This window comes from Polyangiaceae bacterium (genome assembly GCA_015075635.1).
GTDB lineage: Bacteria > Myxococcota_A > Polyangia > Polyangiales > Polyangiaceae > JADJKB01.
Window position 1 is genome coordinate 652,043 of the sequence record JABTUA010000003.1, and the last position, 19,427, is coordinate 671,469.

The 19,427-nt window shown below is 71.5% G+C and carries 16 protein-coding genes; 9 read left to right on the forward strand and 7 right to left on the reverse strand.

The features are described from left to right. Window positions 1–24 precede the first annotated feature (24 nt). Together HS104_33620 and HS104_33625 are read right to left on the reverse strand one after the other, a co-directional pair. On the reverse strand, window positions 25–2,208 hold the full coding sequence (locus HS104_33620) for a hypothetical protein (protein MBE7484894.1): 2,184 nt from the start codon (window positions 2,206–2,208) through the stop codon (window positions 25–27). Continuing rightward, window positions 2,205–3,062, reverse strand: a complete 858-nt coding sequence (locus tag HS104_33625; GenBank protein MBE7484895.1) for an XdhC family protein — start codon at window positions 3,060–3,062, stop codon at window positions 2,205–2,207. Before HS104_33625 ends, HS104_33620 begins: the two co-directional genes overlap by 4 nt. A gap of 223 nt (window positions 3,063–3,285) precedes the next feature. Between HS104_33625 and HS104_33630 the strand changes: the two genes are divergently transcribed. Beyond that, complete coding sequence (locus HS104_33630; protein ID MBE7484896.1) at window positions 3,286–7,401, forward strand: sigma 54-interacting transcriptional regulator; 4,116 nt, start codon at window positions 3,286–3,288, stop codon at window positions 7,399–7,401. After that, entirely contained in the window at window positions 7,398–8,258 is an 861-nt protein-coding gene (locus tag HS104_33635) for a DNA adenine methylase (protein ID MBE7484897.1), read from the forward strand. The genes HS104_33630 and HS104_33635 overlap by 4 nt, the downstream gene beginning before the upstream one ends. Here the strand turns inward: HS104_33635 and HS104_33640 are convergent. Continuing rightward, window positions 8,230–9,957: a protein kinase gene (locus HS104_33640; GenBank protein MBE7484898.1), complete on the reverse strand. Its 1,728-nt coding sequence runs from the start codon at window positions 9,955–9,957 to the stop codon at window positions 8,230–8,232. The genes HS104_33635 and HS104_33640 overlap by 29 nt on opposite strands. 160 nt (window positions 9,958–10,117) lie before the next feature. On the opposite strand from HS104_33640, the gene HS104_33645 reads away from it, so the two are divergent. From HS104_33645 to HS104_33675, 7 genes are all read left to right on the forward strand, one after another. Then, entirely contained in the window at window positions 10,118–10,999 is an 882-nt protein-coding gene (locus HS104_33645; GenBank protein MBE7484899.1) for an SH3 domain-containing protein, read from the forward strand. A 17-nt stretch (window positions 11,000–11,016) separates the two neighbouring features. Next, the gene (locus tag HS104_33650) at window positions 11,017–11,694 is read left to right on the forward strand and encodes a hypothetical protein (GenBank protein MBE7484900.1); all 678 of its coding nucleotides are present in this window, start codon (window positions 11,017–11,019) and stop codon (window positions 11,692–11,694) included. Window positions 11,695–11,700: 6 nt separating this feature from the next. Next, window positions 11,701–12,069 (forward strand): hypothetical protein, encoded by a 369-nt coding sequence (locus HS104_33655; protein MBE7484901.1) that lies wholly within the window; start codon window positions 11,701–11,703, stop codon window positions 12,067–12,069. 2 nt (window positions 12,070–12,071) lie between these two features. After that, entirely contained in the window at window positions 12,072–12,695 is a 624-nt protein-coding gene (locus HS104_33660) for a hypothetical protein (GenBank protein MBE7484902.1), read from the forward strand. Between the two features lie 172 nt (window positions 12,696–12,867). Beyond that, window positions 12,868–13,161, forward strand: a complete 294-nt coding sequence (locus HS104_33665) for a hypothetical protein (protein MBE7484903.1) — start codon at window positions 12,868–12,870, stop codon at window positions 13,159–13,161. Window positions 13,162–13,204: 43 nt separating this feature from the next. Next, on the forward strand, window positions 13,205–13,426 hold the full coding sequence (locus HS104_33670) for an AbrB/MazE/SpoVT family DNA-binding domain-containing protein (protein MBE7484904.1): 222 nt from the start codon (window positions 13,205–13,207) through the stop codon (window positions 13,424–13,426). Further along, window positions 13,423–13,845, forward strand: a complete 423-nt coding sequence (locus HS104_33675; protein MBE7484905.1) for a type II toxin-antitoxin system VapC family toxin — start codon at window positions 13,423–13,425, stop codon at window positions 13,843–13,845. Before HS104_33670 ends, HS104_33675 begins: the two co-directional genes overlap by 4 nt. Window positions 13,846–13,905: 60 nt before the next feature. On the opposite strand, the gene HS104_33680 is transcribed toward HS104_33675, so the two are convergent. Genes HS104_33680 through HS104_33695 form a run of 4 tightly spaced genes read right to left on the reverse strand, consistent with a single transcriptional unit; the run spans window position 13,906 to window position 19,416 of the window. After that, on the reverse strand, window positions 13,906–16,098 hold the full coding sequence (locus tag HS104_33680; protein MBE7484906.1) for a DUF4340 domain-containing protein: 2,193 nt from the start codon (window positions 16,096–16,098) through the stop codon (window positions 13,906–13,908). Next, on the reverse strand, window positions 16,098–17,696 hold the full coding sequence (locus HS104_33685) for a GldG family protein (protein ID MBE7484907.1): 1,599 nt from the start codon (window positions 17,694–17,696) through the stop codon (window positions 16,098–16,100). The genes HS104_33680 and HS104_33685 overlap by 1 nt, the downstream gene beginning before the upstream one ends. Then, complete coding sequence (locus tag HS104_33690; GenBank protein MBE7484908.1) at window positions 17,696–18,442, reverse strand: ABC transporter permease; 747 nt, start codon at window positions 18,440–18,442, stop codon at window positions 17,696–17,698. The genes HS104_33685 and HS104_33690 overlap by 1 nt, the downstream gene beginning before the upstream one ends. Continuing rightward, window positions 18,439–19,416 (reverse strand): ATP-binding cassette domain-containing protein, encoded by a 978-nt coding sequence (locus HS104_33695; protein ID MBE7484909.1) that lies wholly within the window; start codon window positions 19,414–19,416, stop codon window positions 18,439–18,441. The genes HS104_33690 and HS104_33695 overlap by 4 nt, the downstream gene beginning before the upstream one ends. Window positions 19,417–19,427 lie beyond the last annotated feature (11 nt).

Genomic DNA, 19,427 nt, shown 5'->3' on the forward strand with positions numbered 1-19,427 from the left:
GTCGCCGAGGCTAGCATGGAGACGTCATCCGCAGACCAGCACCGCGCCCCGGAGCTCGACGCTCTTGTCGGCGGCGGCGAGGTGAACGGCGAGCACTTTTCCAGAGCGCAAAACCAGCGCGCCCGGCGCGTCTTGGACGGCGGCGCCCTGGGCCAGCTCGAGCGGCACTCCCTGCGGGCGGAGCTTTTCGTCCAGCGTGCGGACCATCACCCGGCGCGCTCCTGCGGGACCCTCCAGCCATTGCAGCAGGAACCCGCCGCTCGGCAGCGCCACGATGACCGGCGCGATGGCCTCCGCGCCCCCGCTCTGAAGCGGCGCGAGCTCGCGCGACAGGTTCGGGACTTTGCCGCGCGGCGCGACGGCAACGCGGATGTGCCAGGGCTCGCCCGGACCTCGGGCGGCGAACGCGACCACCACGCTCTTGTCCCCGGCAGCCATGCTCGGCGCGCCGACCTCGCGGGCGCCCGCGTCGACGCGCACGAGGTCGCCGTCGGCAGTGCCGGAGGGCGTGAGCCAACCCGCCAGCACGTCACCGCTGCCTCGGCCGCTGCGGAAAGCGATTCCGTGACCGTCTCGTTCGGTGACGGCGAAGGCGGGCTCGCTGATGCCCTCGAATCGCGCGCCGGGCCAGATGACCGTGGGGCTGGTGGCCTCGTTGAGGCGCACGAAACCGAAGTAGCTCGTGCCCACCCGGAGCGGCGGGCTCGAGGGGAGCGTGCGTAGGTTCTGGATCCGGGGGTCGTCGCGGTCCACCGCGAAGGTGACCGGAGCGCGGTCCGTCAGCGGCGTCACGCGGAACACCGGACCGGTGAGCTCCTCGGAGTAACGCGGCTCGACCGAGAGATCGTCGAGGTTCACGATGATGCCGTCGGCGTGGTTCCTCCCGGAAGCGTAGCCGAGCGCGACGCGGCTCGGCCCCGGAGCGGACGCGGCCATGGGCACGACGTTCGGCATCGCGGGACCGGCGATGCGCCGCGGCACCGTGACCAGCCGGCAGGCTCCGAGCGGGGGCGGGGGCGGAGCTGGCGCCTGCGTCGTAGCCGGCGCGACCGGGGTCGTGGCCGGGAGCGCTGTGACGCGCGGGCTGGTGGTGAGCGGCCGCGCGGCGACCACGGGACCGCTGGGCGCCGGCGTTTCGTTCGGATCGTCGCGAAGCGTGGCAGCGACCATGATCACCAGCATGCCGACCACCAGCGCGGCGAAGACGCCGATGGCGGCGGAGAGCGCCTTCGAGTTGGTCAGGTGGAGGTAGGTCGCGGCGATCTCCAGCATCGACGGCACCCGATCGACGCGCGGCGGCGCGCTCGGGAGCGCGGGCGGCGGCTCCGAGTAGACCGGTGCGCGAGGCATCGACCGCTCGGCGACCAGAGGAGGAGGCGGCGGCGTGGACGCCGTGAGCGGCGGCGGCGTGTGCGAAGGAGACGGCTCGGGTTGCGGCGTGCGGTACTGCTCCTGTCGCGGGGCCTGGAGCGGGAACGGGCGCGTGGCGTCGCTCTTGGCCGGCACGGCCGGCTCTGGTGGCCGGGGGCGGGCCTTCTTCTTCTTGCGCTGCGGGGCGGGGGTCGGGGCCTCGCTGAACGACGCTGGTACCTCGGGTGACGACGGCATGCGCGGCGGCGGCGGCAGCGAAGCCGGCCTGGGCGGTGGCGCCGGCGGAGGGAGCGATGCGGGTCGCGGCGGCGCTGCCGGCGGCGTGAGCGACGGAGGTCGCGGCGCCGCGGCCGGTGGCGGCAGTGGAGGTGGAAGCGAGGGCGTTCGCGCGGGTCGTTGCGGTGGCGGGAGCGGAGGCGGAACCGACGGCAGTCGCGGAGCCGGCGGCGGCGGAGGTCCCGGCGCGGGCAGAGCGCGGACCGGCTTGGGCGGCGGTGTCACCCACGACCGAAGCGATGGACGAGCCGGCTTGGGCGGCGGCTCGACGCGGCTGGGCACCGCCACCGGGGGCGGCTGGTTCATCGGCACGGTGACTGGCTCCGGCACCGACAGGAAGTCCCGCGGCAGCGTGATGGTGCCGGTCATCTCGAAGCGAGGCAGCTTCTGCTCGAAGAGCCCCGGTGGCAGGCGCCGCTCCACCGTCTCGATGCGGTCATCGACGTCGTCGATGTCGTCGTCGGTGAGGATGTCGTCGACGAGGGTGCGCTCCTCCGTCGGCAGATCGTCGTCCGTCAGCTCCTCCGGGGGCGAGCTGTCGTAGAGGGGCCGATCGCTCATTCCTTGGCTTCCTGCACGAGTGCCGCGGCCTCCGGGGAGATGTCTCCGGACAACACCCGGGCGAGGCGCGGGTCGTCCACGGCTCGCATGTGAGCGGGGGCCTTGCCGTGCCTCAGCGCGACCAGCTCCGCCACGATGCTGACGGCGATTTCTTCCGGGGACACGGCGCCGATGTCGAGGCCCACCGGCGCGTAGACCCGCTCCAACGGGGGCAGCGGGCCGCGTTCGGCGATGCGCTGCAAGATCCGGAACACCTTGCGCCGGCTGCCGATGAGGCCGAGGTAGCGATGTGGCAGGCGCGCGAAGGTGTCCAGCGCTTCCTCGTCCAAGCGGTGGTCGTAGGTGACGACCAGGAGCCAGTCCTCCGCGCGAGGTGCGAGGCGCGCCGCAGCCTCGCTGGGCTCCGCCAGGACCAAGGTGCAGCCGGGGAAGCGCTCCTCGGTGGCGAGCTCCTCGCGGTCGTCCACCACGGTCACGTCGAAGCCGACCTGGCGTGCCAGCTGGGCGGTCGGCTTGGCGACGTGTCCCGCGCCGAAGACGATCAAGCGTTGTGTGGCCTCGACTGGTTCCACGAAGATCTCCATGCGACCGCCGCAGCACATGCCGAGATCGCGAGCGAGATCGTAGACCACCAGCTCGGGACGACCGTGCGCTCGACACTGCTCGAGCGCCTCGAGCACCGCGCGCTCGACGGCGCCACCTCCCACGGTGCCGGTGGTCGTGCCGTCGGGAGCGAGCAGCAGCCGGGCTCCCGGTTCTTGGGGCACCGATCCGGAGACCCGGACCACGGTCGCGAGCGCGCCGCGTTTTCCGCTCGTCAGGACGTTGAGCAGCTCTCGAGTGACGTCTCGCATCGGGTTCGGCGGCCGGCCCCGCGGCAGAGCGGGAGCGTGCTTTAGGGTACGATTTGCGGCAAAGGCCCGTCACGCGCCGCTGCGTTCGGGGCCAGGAGCGCTCGTCGCGACCACCCCTGGACCGTGCCTAGAGTTGGCGGTACCCTCCGAGCCTAGGCGATTTTAAGGGATTAGCGTGCCGGGTCGGGTGTCATCGAAGTTGGCGATCGCGGGCTTCCCCTACGTGCTGGAGGGCCCGCTGGGACAGGGGGCCACCAGTCAGGTGTGGGCGGCCCGCGACTCCGCTGGCCGGGCGGTCGCCGTCAAGGTCGGCGTCAGCGCAGCAGCCACCGAGCTCTGGTCGGAGGCCGAGCGGCTCAGCTTCGCGTCCTCGCGGGCGCTCACCGGAGTCCTGGACGCAGGCCGGGTACCGGCAGGGATCCCCGAGCTCGCGGCGCGGGTCGGGCACCCTTGGATCGCGCTCGAGCGCGCCCGGGGTGGCGCCCTGGAACCCAAGGCGCTGCGACCGAACGAGCGTCACGCGCTGGCGCTCGCGGTGGCGCGGGACATCGGCGAAGCGCTCTCGGACCTGCACCAGTCGGGGTTCGCGCACGGTGACGTGAAGCCTGCGAACATCGTCGTCGAAGAGACGCGTGGTCGCGCGTCGGCGCGCCTGATCGATCTGGGTCTCGCCGCTGCCACCGACGAGGTCGTCCCTCGAGGAGCCACGCTGCGCTACCTGGCGCCCGAGGTCCTGGAGCAGCAGCGCGCGGGTGACGCGCGAGCCAGGGATCTGTTCGCGCTCGGCGTGGTGTTGGCGGAGATCGCGAGCGTGAAGCTCGCGGCGTCCAAAGACCCGGCGCGGGAGCTGTCCTCGGTGAAGCTGGCGCCCGCGCTGGCCTCGCTGATCGGCCCGCTCGTCGAGCGTTCGCCGGGCGCGCGGCCCAGCGCGCATTGGGCGCGGCAACGAGCGCTCGCGGCGCTCGGCGAGGAGGAGCCCAGCTCGGTCCGCGAGGAACGCGGGCGCCGCGCCGTGGAACGCGCGTACCTGGCGGTACGCCGGCGCGAGATCGCGCAGCTCGGGTCGCGTCGCGACGTGCGCTTCGAGCTCGAAGGGCCTCCGGCAGAGTGGATGGCGCGGGCGGTGGAGCTCGCCCGAAAGCTCGCCAAGGGCCGGGGCGCGCTCGCCGAGGGCGCGCCGGCGGTCGTCGGCGAGCTGGACGCCTTCGGTCGCGCGCGCTGGCTGGTGCTGCTCATCGGCGCCGGGGCCTCGCGCTGGCCCGACCCCGCTCGGGCCGGTGACGCCGGGTTGGCCGAGCGCCTGCTCGAGCTCTGCGCCGGTTCGGAGCCCGAGGCCTTCACCCTGGGCGGCATCGAGACCGGAGTGAGCGCGAGCGGCGAGCTGCCCACCGACGCGGTGGGCCTCGCGCTGGCGCTCGGCGCCGGAGTCACCGATCCACGCCTGCTCGACGCAGCCGAGCGCACGCTCACTCGGGAGCCGAACGCCGCGCTGGGCGTGGCGCTCGGGCATGCGCTGTCGCTCCGGGGCGAGCTCGGCCGAGCGCTCAGCGTGCTGGGCGGCATCGAAACGCCCGAGGCGAGGGTCGAGGAGGCCGAGGTGCTGCGCAGGTCCGGTGACCCGGAGGCTGCCCGAGCTCGCGTCGAGCGCGAGCAGGGACTGCGCGCGCGGGCCATCCTGGCGCGCATCGCCTTCGATCGCGGTGAGCCCGAGCAGAGCCGTGCTCTGCTGTCCGAGGCCGGCGAGAGCGCCGCCGTGCTGGAGGTGTCGGCGCTCGCTGCACTCGCGGGCGGGCAGCGCGCCGAGGCATCGAGGCTCGTCGAGCGCGGGCTCGGGATCGCGGCGGGCGCCGAGGAGCGAGCGCGCCTGGAGGCGGTGCGAGGTGGGATCTTCCACTCCGCTGGGGAGGCGGAGCGCGCGCTCTCGAGCTTCCGCAGCGCGGTGGATCACGCGGTGCGCTCGGGAGCGGTCCTGGAGGAGGCCACGTATTCGACCGGGTTGGCCGCCGCGGCGACGGACCTCGGCCGACTCGCCGAGGCGCTCGAGGCGGCACGGCGAGCGGTGCTCCTGTTCGAGCACCTGGGCCGCCCGCGGGACGCGGCGCGCGCCGCGCTGGCGCGCACCGCGGCCTACGCTTTGGCCGGCGCGGTCGCCGAGGCGGTGGACGCCGCAGAGGACGCGCTCGGGCGCGCCCGGGCCGCCGACGATCGGCGCTGCAGCGCGTACGTTCACCTGGCGCTGGCGGATGTCCTGCCAGCCTCCGAGCTGGACGGCGCCGAGCACGCGGATCGCGCGGCGGCATTGCTCGGCGACGGCGCGCGAGACGACCGGCTGCGAGTCGAGGCGCGCCGCCTGGCCCGGGGTCGCAGCGTGGAAGTGGCGCTGCTCGACGCCCTCGGCCGTGAGCCGGAGGCCGCGCTCGACGCGCGCATCGAGTGGTGGGGCGCGCGCGCCTGGCACGAAGCTCGAAGCGAGCACCCGGCGCGCGCCGACGCGATCTTGGCGGAGCTCTCGGCGCTCTCCCACTCCCGCGCGCCGACCGGCGTGCGCGGGCCGGCGTTCGCCGCGGCGGCACGCCTGGCCGAGCGGCTGGGCGACGGTGAGCGTGCCCGGCGCTTCGGCGCCGTGGCGCGGGCTGCCGCTGCCGAGTTGCTCGAGCACGCGCCTCGGGAGCTCGGGCAAGCGGTCCGCGCGTTGCCCTGGGTCGGCGCGCTGGCGTTGCCTTCCGAGCAGTCCGTCTCGTCCGAGCAGGTTGCGGACGTCGAGTCGCTCGTCTACGCGCTCGGGCGTCGCGACCGACTGCGCCCGCTCCTCGATCAGGTGCTGGACGCGCTGATCACCTGGACCGGCGTCGAGCGAGGGCTCCTGCTCCTGCGCGCGCCGGTCGGGAGGCTCGTGCCGCGCGCTGCGCGCAACCTCGCCAAGAGCGATCTCACAGGGGACCAGCTGGCGCTGTCGAGCACGCTGGCCGAGCGAGCGCTGGCGCTCTCGGAGCCGGTGGTCGCGGTGGACGCCACGGGGGAGCTGCCGGAGCTGTGCGCCTCCGTGCACGCGCTGAAGCTGCGCAGCGTGCTGGCCGTGCCGCTGATCGCGCGCGGCGAGGCGCTGGGCGTGGTCTACCTCGACGATCGCATGCGCCGCGGCGCGTTCGGACCGGCCGAGCTCGCGTGGGTGCGGCTGCTCGGTGCGCTCGCGGCGGTGGCCATCGCCGACGCTCGCGACCAGGTCCTCTTGCGGCGCGCGGCCCGGCGCGCTCGGCGCGCGGAGGATCGCCTGGCGGGCGAGCTCGCGCGGCGCGAGGCGGCGCTCGACGTTGCCGAGCACGAGCTGGCCAAGAGCCGCGCCCGCGACACGCGCTTCAGCTACGAGCAGATCGTCGGTGAGAGTGACGTCTTGAGGTCGCTGCTCCGGACCCTCGATCGCGTGAGCATCGCGGACGTCCCGGTGCTGATCGTGGGCGAGAGCGGCAGCGGCAAGGAGCTGGTGGCGCGGGCCATCCACCAGCACAGCCCCCGCGCCGCCGCGCGCTTCGTCAGCGAGAACTGCGGCGCCATCCCCGAGCCGCTGCTCGAGTCCACGCTCTTCGGCCACGTGCGCGGCGCGTTCACTGGCGCGGCGCGGGCGCGGGCCGGGCTGTTCGAGATCGCCGACGGGGGCACGCTCTTTCTGGATGAGATCGCGGAAATGAGCTTGGGCATGCAGACCAAGCTCCTGCGTGTCTTGGAGGACGGCGAGGTCCACGCCCTGGGCTCGGAGCGCTCGCGGCGAGTGGACGTGCGGGTCATCGGCGCGACGCACCGCGATCTCGACGAGCGGGTGAGCGCGGGGCTCTTCCGTCAGGATCTCCTGTATCGGCTCAACGTGATTCGTCTGGTGGTGCCTCCGCTGCGCGAGCGACGCGGCGACATCCCGGTCCTGGTGCGGCACTTCCTGGCGAAGCACTCACCACAGAGACCGGTTCGGATGAGCCGGGAGGCCCTGGACCGGCTGGTCGCGTTCCCCTGGCCGGGCAACATCCGGCAGCTGGAGAACGAGATCCGCCGAGCGTTGGTGTTGTGCGACGAGGGCATCGAGCTCAGCCACCTCTCTCCGGAGGTCGCCTCCGGCAGCTCGGGGGTCGCTCGTCCCGAGAACGAGCTCGACCTTCGGGCACGCGTCGACGAGCTCGAGGCGACGCTGCTCGAGAAGGCGCTCGCCAAGACCGGCGGCAACCAGACCCGGGCAGCGGAGCTGCTCGGGCTGTCCCGCTTCGGGCTCCAGAAGATGATGAAGCGCCTCGGCGTCGGCCAGCCGCCAAGACCTGGACGCCGGCCGGTGGTGGCGCTAGTCAGGCAGCGATGACGCTCGGCGCTCCGGCCCGTCCGGTGCTCAAGTGGGCCGGCGGCAAGACCCAGCTCTTGCCGAAGATCCTGGCTCGCCTGCCGGAGCGCATCGACACGTACTTCGAGCCCTTCGTGGGCGGCGCGGCCGTGTTCTTCGCGCTGGCCGCGCGCGGGAGCTTTCGCCGCGCCGTGCTCGCCGACCGAAACCCGGACCTCGTCGCAGTCTATCGCGCGCTTCAGCAGGACGTGGAGGGCGTGATTCGCGCGCTCGGGCGCATGAGTCACTCGGAGTCGGAGTACTACCGGGTGCGCGCGCTCTCGCCGCGCGGGCTCGTGCAGCGCGCAGCCCGGATCATCTACCTCAACAAGACCGGGTACAACGGCCTGTACCGCGTGAACCGCTCGGGTCAGTTCAACGTGCCTTTCGGCAAGTACAAGAACCCGAACTTCTGCGACGCGGAGAACCTGCGCGCGGCGGCCGCTGCGCTCCAAGGCGTGGAGATCGCCGAGGCGGACTTCGAGGCGGTGTGCGCGCGGGCCCGGCCCGGCGACGCCGTCTACCTGGACCCGCCGTACGTCCCGCTGTCGAAGACGTCCTACTTCACCGCCTACGACCGCCACCCCTTCGGGCAGCTCGAGCACGAGCGCCTGGCGCGGGTCTTCGCCGAGCTCGAGGGGCGCGGCGTGGATGCCGTGCTCTCGAACTCGAACACGCCGGAGACCCGGGCGCTCTACCGCGGCTTCCGCGCGGAGAAGGTCAAGGTGGCCCGCAACATCAACTCGCGGGCGAGCGCGCGAGGCCCCATCGACGAGCTCTTGGTGGTCGCGGAGCCGGCGCCCCGCAGGGTCAAGCGGCCACGCTCTCGAGCTTCGTGAACAACGGGCCCAGCTCCGGGCGGGTGCGCAGCGGCGAGCAGAAGCGGGTGGCCAGCTCGAGCAGCTCGGTCTCCAGCGTGTCGGCGCGGTCTCCCAGCTCTCGGAGCTGGCGGTTGCAGTCCGAGAGCTCCTTCTCGATGGCCTCTTCCTTGGTGGCCATGGCGCTGCGCAGCGTCTGGATCTGGAACTCGAGATCGCTGACCTCGGCGCGCTTCGCCTCCGCCGTCTGAGTGGCGGCCTTGAGCTGGGTCTTCGCGGCGAGCCAGGTGTCCATGATCTCCGCGAGGCGGCGGTAGGCCTTCGCGAGCTGGGCGTAGGGCTCCATGAAACCGGAGCGACCTTCCCAGTAGACGGTGTCCTTGTGCGCGGCGAGGAAGTCCTCCGCGAAGCGCGAGACCTCGCCGGTCTGGGCGGCGATGATCGAATCGGCGGCCTTGGCCTCCTCACGCGCGCGGCTGGCGTCCACGCCGAGCGCGTGGACCGCGTGGCCCAGGCGCTGTCGCCCCTCGCGGCCCTTGGCTTCGACGGCCTCGAGCTGGAGCTGAACCTCGCTGGAGGCGGTGCCGACCTCGCTGAGCTCGCCCAGCTTGGTGCGCACTTGCGTCAAGATCTGCTCGAGCTCCGCAGGGCGGTTGGTCGGCGGATAGGCCCGCTTGAGCATCAGCTCGAAGACCTCCAGCCGGCGGTTCCAGCGATCGACCGCCGTCCGCTCGGAGGTCGAGGGAACGTGGGAGCTGACGGCCTCGTCCGCGGGCTCAATCGGCGCATGGATCCCCAGCGAATCGGAGATCGCCACCAGATCGTTGTGGACCTTGTGGGCGTCCACGGGGCGATCCGTGGGGTCCTTGGCCAACAGCTCGAGCACGAGCTCGTCGAGCTCGGCCGAGAGCGCCGGGTCGATCTGCCGCATCGACGGCGGCGCTTCCTTCATGTGCTTGAGGAACCAGCTCGCGACGTCGTTGGCCTCGAAGGGCAGCCGACCCGTGAACATCTCGAAGGCCATCACCCCGAGCGCATAGAGGTCCGCGGCCGGCCCCGCCTCCGTGGACGTGATGCGCTCCGGCGCCATGTACTGCGGCGTGCCGAAGACCTCGCCGGAGCCGGTGAGGCGCACGTCCTGCATCGAGCGCGCGATGCCGAAGTCCAGGAGCTTGACCACCTCCCCGCCGTCCGGCGTCCGGGCCAGGAAGATGTTCTCGGGCTTCAGATCCCGGTGGATCACCTCGAGGTCGTGGGCGCGGGCCAGCGCTCTGGAGATCTGGATCAAGATCGGGAGGGTCCGCTCCATCGGGACCTTGCCGCGCTCCACGACGTCGGCGAGGGTCTCGCCCTCGAGCAGCTCCATCACCAGGTACAGGCTGCCGTCGCCGGTCTCGCCCTGATCGAGGATCTCGATGATGTTCGGGTGCGCGATCTTCTGCGCTGCCTTGGCCTCGCGCCGGAACCGCTCCTGGATGACCGGGTTCCGGGCCAGCTCCTGGTTCATGATCTTGATGGCGACGTGCCGATCACTGAGCCGGTGCTTGGCTCGGTACACCGTCGCCATGCCGCCTTCGCCGATCACGTCCTCGACGACGTATCGGCCCGCGATCGTCGTCCCGATGCGCGGGTCCTGGATCTCGAGCAGCTGAACCCCGTCGACGAAACACGTGGTCTTGTCGGGCGGGTACTTCAGCTTGCACTGCGGGCAGGCTTTCATGACGGGCCGGGCAGACGGCTATCCTCTGCCAGGCCCGGGCCTCTTGGAAGAGGCCTCGGCGAAAGGCCGCCGGATCCGGCCCATCCGCGCATTTTTCCGTCCGGCGCGTCGCGTGCTAAGGGGTGTTCGGCGCGCGGGCCGAGGGCCCGGGCGTGACCCGATGACCAAAGACCGAGGTGGCCTCAGCGTGCGCATCCCCAAGGCGGGGGAGGACCAGCCGCACGTCGTGCGGGTCGCGGTGATTACGGTCGTCGGCTTCGTCATCGGCGTGGGCTGGCCCCGGCTGGCCGGGGTCAAGCTGGTCCCCAGCGCTCCGGTGGAGGCGGAGGCTGCCGCGAGCGCTGAGGACCCCAAGGGCGTAGCGCCCTCCACCGCGGCGGCGGTCCCGCCGGCGGCCAAGGGCGTCCCGGCCCCGACCGAGGCGCCGCCGAGCCCCGAGCCGACGGATCGCCTCAAGCTCTCCGAGGCCAAGGTCACGAGCTGTCGCGACGGCAAGGGCGCCAAGAAGGAGAGCTGCGATCCGATCGACGTGGACGGGTTGGCTCGCCCGAAGATCATGGCGCTCGTCGGCTGCCCGGCGGCGGCGAGCCTGCAGGGCAAGCTCTCCCTGGGCATCGAGCTCGACTTCGACAGCGGCAAGGTCACGGACGTGCTCAAGGGGAAGAGCACGAACCTGCCGGACGCGAGCGCGGACGCGCTGATCGCCTGCGCCAAGAAGGAGTTCTCCACGCTGTCGCTGTCCGACGTGAAGCACCAGCACGCCAAGTACACGGTGTTCTTCCTGGCCGAGCTCCTGCCGCCCGGCGAGAAGGCGGTCGATCCCGCAGACGCCGGCAAAGAGGTGACCAGCGCCAGCGGGCGGGCCACCGTGGCCTGGGAGGTCGCCATCGTCCGCGATCAACCCAAGGACGGCGAGATCGTCGCGCGTCTGATGCGGGGCACGCGCGTGGTCGTGAGCGGACGCGACGGCGACTGGTATCGCATCAAGTACGACGCGAAGGGCGCCGAGGGGTGGGTATTCCGCACCGCCATCGGCATGTAGCCCGGCGCGCGGGCCTCTTGGCGCTCTGGGTCATCGGGAGCGCCAGCGCCCAAGGGGTGCCTCCCGCAAAGGTCGAGCTCACCGTTGCAGCAGGCGCGCCGGACGCCGAGCAGAAGCGCGCGCTCTCCCACGGCCAAGGCGACGAGCGCGATGACGAGCCGAGCGATGCCGAGATGGAGGAAGCTCGCCGCACGGGCAAGAGCTCCGCGGGGGCCGGGCTCTCGGGCACCGTCGGGCGAGTGTTCACCGAGCACGCGCCGGATGGATGGTTCGGTCGGCTGGAGCTCGAAGGCGTGGTCGCGAGCCGCTTCGAGGGCGCCGGCGCCGTGGGGGGCGTCACCCTCGGCGGGGAGCTGTGGCTCGCGGGCGAGTCCGGAGGTGGGGGTCTGCCGGTGAGCTTCTGGCTCGGCTACCGCACGCCGGCGCTGATCGGCAGCCTGGGCCTCGGCGCGCTGATGTTCGAGGTCGACGAGGTGGACGGTGACCGTGGCTTTGGCATCTACGCGCCGTTCGCCACCGCGGCGCTGGGCGTCGAGCTCGGCGGGACCCGGCTCCTGGCCGACGCCCGCGCGCTGTATCGCTGGCAGTGGGGCGCGCCCGATCGCGCGCAGCTCCAGCTCGGTCTCAGAATGGTGCACTTCATCGAACGGCCTACGCGACCGGCGAAGCAGCGACGTCGCGGCATGCTACGCTGAGCCCCGTTGACCGACGAAGCCGACACCGACGCTGCGCCATCCGAAGACGTGGTCGTGCTCGGCTCCGAGTCGCCCGACGGCAAGAGCGTGGGCGTAGTGCGCCTGCGCGAGGGACAGGTCGAGATCGGCAAGGTCCAACCGTTGGAGGAGGGCAAGCCCATCGTCGGCGAGGTCGTGAAGCTCACGCCTCGTGCCGAGGCGCCGCGGATCTGCGACGTCGAGGTGCAGTACAAACCCACGCCGGTGGCCAAGGCGTCGCCGCAGCGAACGGACGCAGCGCCGCCCCGCACGCGCGGTGGCCCACCCCAGGTGGCCAGCGACGAATACCGCCGGAACTGGGAAGCCATCTGGGCGCCGGGCAAGAAGCCGAACTGAGGATGCAGCGCGAAGTCCCCCTGAAGTGCAGCTGCGGCGCCGTGCGAGGCGTCGCCCACTCCGTGTCTCTGCGCCGGGGAACGCGGGTGGTCTGCATGTGCATCGACTGCCAGACCTACGCGCACTTCCTCGGTCGCGCCGCCGACATCCTGGACGCGCACGGTGGGACTGACGTCTTCCAGCTCGCCCCCGGCCAGCTCGAGCTCGGGCAGGGCGCCGACCAGCTGCGTTGCGTGCGCCTGAGCCCGAAGGGCGCGATGCGCTGGTACACCGAGTGCTGCAAGACGCCGGTCGGCAACACCGCACCCTCCCCCAGCGTCCCGTTCGTCGGAGTGCCGCACTTGTTCATGGACCACGGGGGCTCGCCGGGAGGGAGAGAACGAGACCTCGGCCCCGTGCGCTTCTGGGTGCAAGGACAAGACGGCCACGGGCAGCTGCCGCCGCGTACTCACCCCCGGTTCCCGCCCCGCTTGCTGCTCAGGACGGCCTACCTGCTCTTGCGGGCGAAGCTCACCGGGCTCTCGCGGCCGACTCCGTTCTGGGACGCGAAAGGCAAGCCGACCGTGGAGCCCCTCGTCCTCTCGAGGGAGGAGCGCGCGCGTCTCCGGGAGCTGTGCAAGCGTTGACTCCGAGCAGCGTGGCCGCTAGTCCCGCGTCCATGAAGCTCTCCCCGCTGCTGCTGCTCCTGCTCGCCGCCTGCGGCGCGTCAAGCGAACCGCCGAAGACGCCTGAGCCCCCGAGCGCCCGAGCGCCGCGCCGCCCGTCGCCGCGCCCGAGCCCTCGGCCGAGAAGGAGGAGGTGCCGCCCGCGCCGAGCGCCGCTCCGGAGGAGACGGCTCCCGCCACCAGCCTCACCAAGGCCCAGCTGCAGGAGGCCGGCAAGATCGTCGGGGATGGCTACCCCGGGCCCTTCGAGAAGACCTACCCGAAGGTGGTCGCGAAGATCGGCGAGCCGAAAAGGAAGAGCGACAACATGTACGAGTGGTACGCCTCGGACGGCGGGAAGTGCTTCCTGTTCTTCATGACCCGTGACAACCAGAAGGGGCACGCCGCGTCCGGCATCTCCGAGACCGACGCGAGCCTGTGCAAGTAGAGGCCTGGACCAGCGCGCCGCCCAGGTATATACTTTCCGTATCATGCCCACGGCCAAGGTCTTCAAGCATGGGAACAGCCAAGCAGTGCGCCTTCCCAAGGACTTCCGTGTGGAAGGTGACGAGGTCGAAGTCTCACGAGTTGGCCGGGTGATCATCCTCCGCCCGAAGCGGATCAGCTACGAGGACGCGCTGGCCGCTGTGGCACGATTCAAGGGAAGACTCGAACGCAGCCAGGACCGCGACCAGGAGCGGCGCCAGCAGTGATCTGGCTGCTCGATACGAACATCTTGATCTATTTCGCCAACAGGCAGCCAGGGTTCGAGCGAATCGCCCGGCGCCTGTCCGGGCGATCACCCGGCGAAGCTCGCATGTCGTCCATCACGCTCTCGGAGCTCGAGTACGGCGTCGAGAACAGTCGGGCGCGCGACCAAAACCGCGCGGCTCTCGATGACCTCACCGCGCTCGTTCAGGTGGACAGCTACCCCCAGCAAGCTGCGAGACACTACGCGGAGATCAAGGCCGCTCTCAGGTCGAAGGGTCGGCCCACGAAGCCGTACGACCTGCTCATCGGCGCGCACGCTCGAGCGCTGGACGCAACACTCGTCACCAATGACATGGACGATTTCCGGCACATGCCCGGCGTGCGGCTGGTGAATTGGCTGCAGCAGCGTGCCGCGCGCTGATGCGAGCCGGCTTCTACGCCGCACCCGCGCAGCCACATGGCGTTTCACCGACGCGAGCGGTCAGAATGCGTCGATCAGCACACGCGCCTTGGTCTTCGCGATGACGTAGGTCGCGTCCACGCCTTCGGCGCGGGCGTAGTGGATGCTCTGCCCGCGCCAGGCGTCGCCGGCGCCGATGCGGAAGCTCTTCGGTCCGTCGTCCGTGCGTTCGACGCGCACCACGACCTCCGGCGCTTCGAGCCCTCGCCCGGGCTTCTGCGGGCCGAGCTCCAGGGCCGCTTCGGCCCGGAGCGCGATCAAGGTCTCGGAGATCTCCGCCACACGCGCCGGGGCGAGCTCGATGCCCGAGGCGCGCACGAAGCCATCGGCGCGCCTCTCGAGCACGAGCTTCTTGCCGTTGCGCTCCAGCTCGACCTTCGTCGCCACGTCCGGCGTGACGACGAAGACCGAACGATCGAGGAACCAGGTGTCGAGCGCTTCGCGCGCGCGGCGCGGCATCACGAACACGCCCGGTTCGGAGTCGAGCCTCGCGTAAGCGCCGCCGCTGGTGGACGCGCCGATCGTCAGCACGCGCTCCCGGAGGCCCGCGTCACCGGCGGCGTAGGCGAGCTTCACCGTCAGCTCGGGCGTGGCCAGGCCGAAGCTCGGATCGTCGCGCTCGCTCACCCAGCGGTCCGCGGTGAGCCCCCCCAGCTCGTCCACGGCGTTGGTGGTCAGCGCGACGTCGGCGCGCTTGCCCTTCGGCAGGTCCATCAGGATTTGTCCCGAAGCCTCCCGGTGGATCTTCTGCTCGATGCCGCGGCCCCGGACCTCGAGGGAGCGGAAGTCGGCGCTGGGGAAGTCCAGCAGCTTCAGGCTGCGCACCAGCGTCGAGTCGGCCTCGAGGGCCCGGGCTGCGTCCGCGTCCACTCGCAGCACGGCGCCGTCCGCCAGGCGACGCACGGGCAGCTTGCCGTCCTTGTCCGGCTTGCCGAGCTCCACGACCTCTTCGATCACCTTGTCGTCGCTCTCCGCGGAGGAACGCAGGGTCACCTTGCCCTGCGCCGGCTCGAGCCCGAGCTCGGCGAGCTTCGCGTCCGGGAGGAGCTCACCCTGGGCGCGCACGATGGAGTCGATGCGGCGATTGCCCGTCTCGAGCTCGACGTCACCCTGCACCGGGGAGCGCAGGACGAAGCCGCTCTCCTTTCGCTCCAGATCGAGCTTCCTGTCGCCGCGCACCACGCGCAACGACTCGACCTCGTCTTTGCGCAGGGCGAACAGGCCCCTGTCCACCAGCGCCGAGACCTCCGTGTCCAGGCCCGGGAGCACGGAGCTCGGCACGCACGCCGCCAGCGCATCGGGCTCGCGGCGCAGCGCGACCACGTCGTTGTCGCTCTTGGGGCACCTGCCGCCGACCTCGATCACGGCCTTGGGGCGCCCCGCCTCCTTGGGCGTGAGCGTGAGCTTCACGTTCTTGCCGCCCGCGAGCGCGGCTTCGGCGTCATTCACCTCAAGGAAGTGGTCCGCCTTCGTGCGGGCGAACTGGATCAAGACCTGGTCGAATACGTCGCGGTTGACGCGCACGTCGCCCTCCATGCCGTCGAAGCGCCAGCGATCGCGGCCGGCGCTCTTCAACGAGCGCCGGACGCCGTCGCTCCCCACGAGCTCGACGTGCGAGAGCTGGTTCGAGGTGTAGGGCAGCATCTGCCGTCCGCGCAACGTGCCGGCGTCCACGTCCAGCTCCTTGACCAGCTCTCGGCTCACGATGAACACGCCGCTCTCCGGGCCACCCTCAGCGCGGAGCTCCAGGTAGCGCGAGCCCGGGGGCGACGCGGCCTCCTTGCCCATGCCGAGCCGGAAGCGGACCTTGCCCATCTCGACCTCCAGCTGGAGGCTCGGGGCGTCCAGGCCGAACTCGCCGCGGTTCACCTCCTCCGGCTTGATGCGCCGCACGAAGCGCGCGAACTCGAGGGAGCCCAAGAGCTTGTCCACCGCGTAGGCGTCGGCCTCCTCCCGGAAGGGCTCCTCGATGTTCCAGGTGGTGTCGCCGGCGTCGCCGCTCACGACGCGTGCGACGACCAGGCGCTTGCCGTCCCGCGTGAAGGTGAGCCGCGTGATGTCGTCCTCGCGGAACGCGGAGAGCAGGTTGAACGAGCGCGCGTCCTTCTCCCCGGTGGTCACCGTGCCCTGGGTCCACAGCACCACCCCGAGCAGCACCAGCGCCGCCACCACCAGGCCCAGGTTCACCAGCTGCCGCTTCAGGCCCTTCTGCATCAGCCCTCGTCCTCGGGCTCGTCACGCTTGCCCTCGGCCGCGCGCTCGCCGCCCGCCCGCGAGCGCTTCTCCTTGCCGCGCCGCCGGAGCATCACGAAGACGCCGAGCGCCGCCGCCGAGAGCGGCATGTAGACGAGCACGTAGCGCAGGACCTCACCCAGGGACTCCTCGGTCAGCGCCAGCCCGACGTCGTGGCCCTGCTTCTCGGGCACGCTGACCAGGGCGGGGCGCGCGGAGAGCCACGACAGCGCGCTCTCGACGAACAGGCGGTTGCCCATCAGGGTGGGCTCGCGCCAGTTGCGGCCCCAGGCCAGGTTGGCGCTGCCGGCGAACACCGCGCGCGGACCGTGGGCAGCGCTCGACCCGGCGGGCTTGGGCAGCTCCACCGCGTACGCCACGGTGAACGGACCGCCGGCGTCGCTCGGCGCCTTCTCCACCGGCTTGCCCTGCTCGACGAACGGGCGCACGTCCTTCAGCGCGAAGGCCTCGGCGCTGGTGACGAGCAGCGGCAGCGCCGCCGAGCCGTCCGCTGCCCGGAGGCTCTGCGCGGCGCTGAGCAGCACCTTGAAGCGCGCCTTGTCTCCCTTCAGGAGACCGCCGGTGATGCCGTGGGCCTTGGGGAGCGAGAAGAAGGTCTCGCCCAGCCCTTGAGGCAGCCGCGCCTCCTCGCTCCGCTCGACGATGAAGTCGTTGCCGAGCTCGACGCCGGCGACGCGGCCCAGCGGCTCGAGGCCCGTGCTCTGGATGCGGTTGTCCTCGTCTAGCACCGGGTTCGCCAGCACCAGCACGTTGCCGCCGTCGCGCAGGTAACCGGCGAGATCGTTCGCCACCTTCTCCGGGATGCGCACCTCCGGTCCCACGACCGCCACGACCTGGCAGTCCGCGAGCTTCTCGCCTGGCTTCGGCGACGAGAGGTCGAGCAGCACGCTCTCGTAGTTGTTCTTCTGGAGGCGGAAGCGCAGCTCCGCCAGGCCCTGCGGGCCGCCGTCGTCGATGGAGATCTCCTGGTGCCCAGCGGTGAAGCAGATCTTCGTGCTCTGCTTCTCCAGCACGTTGCGGATGCCCTCGGTCAGCGCCTGCTCGAGCTTGGGCTTGCTGCGCCCGTCCTCCTCGTCGTACGCGACCATGTCGTCCGTGGTCACGAACCAGTGGCGCTCGCCGCGAGCGATCACCAGGCTGGCGTCGGTGACCACGCGGCCGTCCTCGGTCTTGCCGGCGACGATGCCGTACTTCTGCTGGAGCGCCAGGAACTCGGCGGGGCTCCGATCCGGATCGACGTAGCGGGTCTGGAGCTTCGTCGTCTCCGCGCCGTAGGCCGTGAGCATGTGGCGCACGCTGACGGCGAGCGGGTCGCTGGCGCTCAAAAAGACGATCACCTCGATGGGCTCGCCCAGGCCACGCAGGGTCTCGACGGTCGCCGGCGAGAGCGTGTAGAGGCCGCTCTGGGTGAAGTCCCAGCGCTTGTAGAAGCGCGCGACGAGCACGTTGCACAGGACGGCGATCACCGCGGCGGCCACGACACCGGCGGCGGCCAGCACCTTGAAGGCCGGCGTCACCGCCGTCGGAGGCGCGGGCTTCTGGGTGGGCTTCTTGGCCATCAGCCCCACCTCCAGGAGTCCACCACGCGCACGGTGACGAAGAGCGGCAGCGCGACCAGCGTGCCGTCGAAGACCAGGCGGCGGAGATCGACGATGCCCTTGGACATCTCGTCCATCTGCGAGAGCACCGAGACGTGCGTCGAGACGTCGCGCAGGAGCCCGGCGTCGAACACGTATTCGCCGATGCCCAGGATGAACAGGCCGAAGATCACCAGCATGGTGAGCACGAAGGCGGTGAGCTGGCTCCGGGTCATCGCGCTCATCAGCGTGCCCACCGCCAGGTAGCCGGCACCGACGCCGAACACCCCGAGGTAGCTCGACCCGACCACGCGCCAGTCCACCTGGCCGGTGTTGCGCAGGATCAGGATGAAGAGCAGGGTCGGCAGCCACATCGCCACGTAGGTGGCGAGCGTCGCCAGGTACTTGCCCAAGACCACGCCGGCCGGCGTGACCGGCGCCGTGAGCAACGCCTCGATGGTGCCGCTGCGGCGCTCCTCGGCGAACACGCGCATGGTCAGCGCCGGACACACCAACAGCAAGGAGACCAGGAGGAAAATCGACTGCCCGAAGTAGGCCTGCACCGGACCGCTGTCGATCGACGCGCTGGTCATGCTCGAGACGTGCACGACGATGGAGTAGAAGCTCAGCCCCTGGATCAGCAGGAACACGACCAGGAGCACCCAGGCCAGCGGCGTGACCCAGAGCGAGAGCATCTCGCGGCGGAAGATCGGCAGCGTGCCGCTCATTCCTCGGTCTCCTGCTCGGCCGCGGCGTCGGCCTCGTCCCGGGTCAGCTCCGCGAACACGTCCTCGAGGGTCGCCCGGGAGGGCCCAGCTTCGCGCACCCCGAGCCCGGCAGCGCACAGCGCCCCCACCGCGGCCTCGAGCACGGCACCGACGTTGCTCTCGCCCTTGGCCAGCGTGAGGGTCACCCGCGACAGCTCCGCGTCGTCGCCCTTCCGCGCCTTGACCCGGCGCACCCCCGGGAGCGCTTCCAGCAGCGACACCGCCCGGGCGCGATCGCCGCGCACCGTGACCACGGCGCCGTCGGCGCGCCGGCGCGCGCGCAGCTCGTCGATGCTGCCCTCGGCGACCAAGCGGCCGCGCGCGATCACGATGGCGCGATCGCAGGTGCTCTCCACCTCGCTCAGGATGTGGGTCGAGAGCAGGATGGTGTGGCTCTCGCCCAGCTCGCGGATCAAGCGCCGCACCTCGCGGATCTGGTTGGGATCGAGCCCGGCGGTGGGCTCGTCCAGGATCAGGAGCGGCGGGTTCGCGACCAGCGCGTCGGCCAGGCCCACCCGTTGCCGGTAGCCCTTCGACAGGTGGCCGATGACGGTGTCCGCCATCTCGGTGACCACCGCCAGGCTCATGGCGCGCTCCACCGCGCGCTTGCGCTCGGCCCGCGCCACCTTCTTCACCGCGGCCCTGAAGGCCAGGTACTCGCGCACGCGCATCTCCGGGTACAAGGGCGCGGACTCCGGCATGTAACCGATGGCGCGGCGGGCCTCCTGGCTGTCCTCGACGATGTCGTGCCCGGCGACGCGCACGCGGCCGCTGGTCGCACCCAGGAAGCCGACCAGGATGCGCATGGTCGTGCTCTTGCCGGCGCCGTTCGGGCCCAGGAAGCCCACGATCTCTCCCTTGCCCACCGAGAACGACACGTCGCGGACGGCCACGACGGTGCCGTAGTCCTTCGTCAGGCGCTCGACCTCGATCATCGACGGGGCGG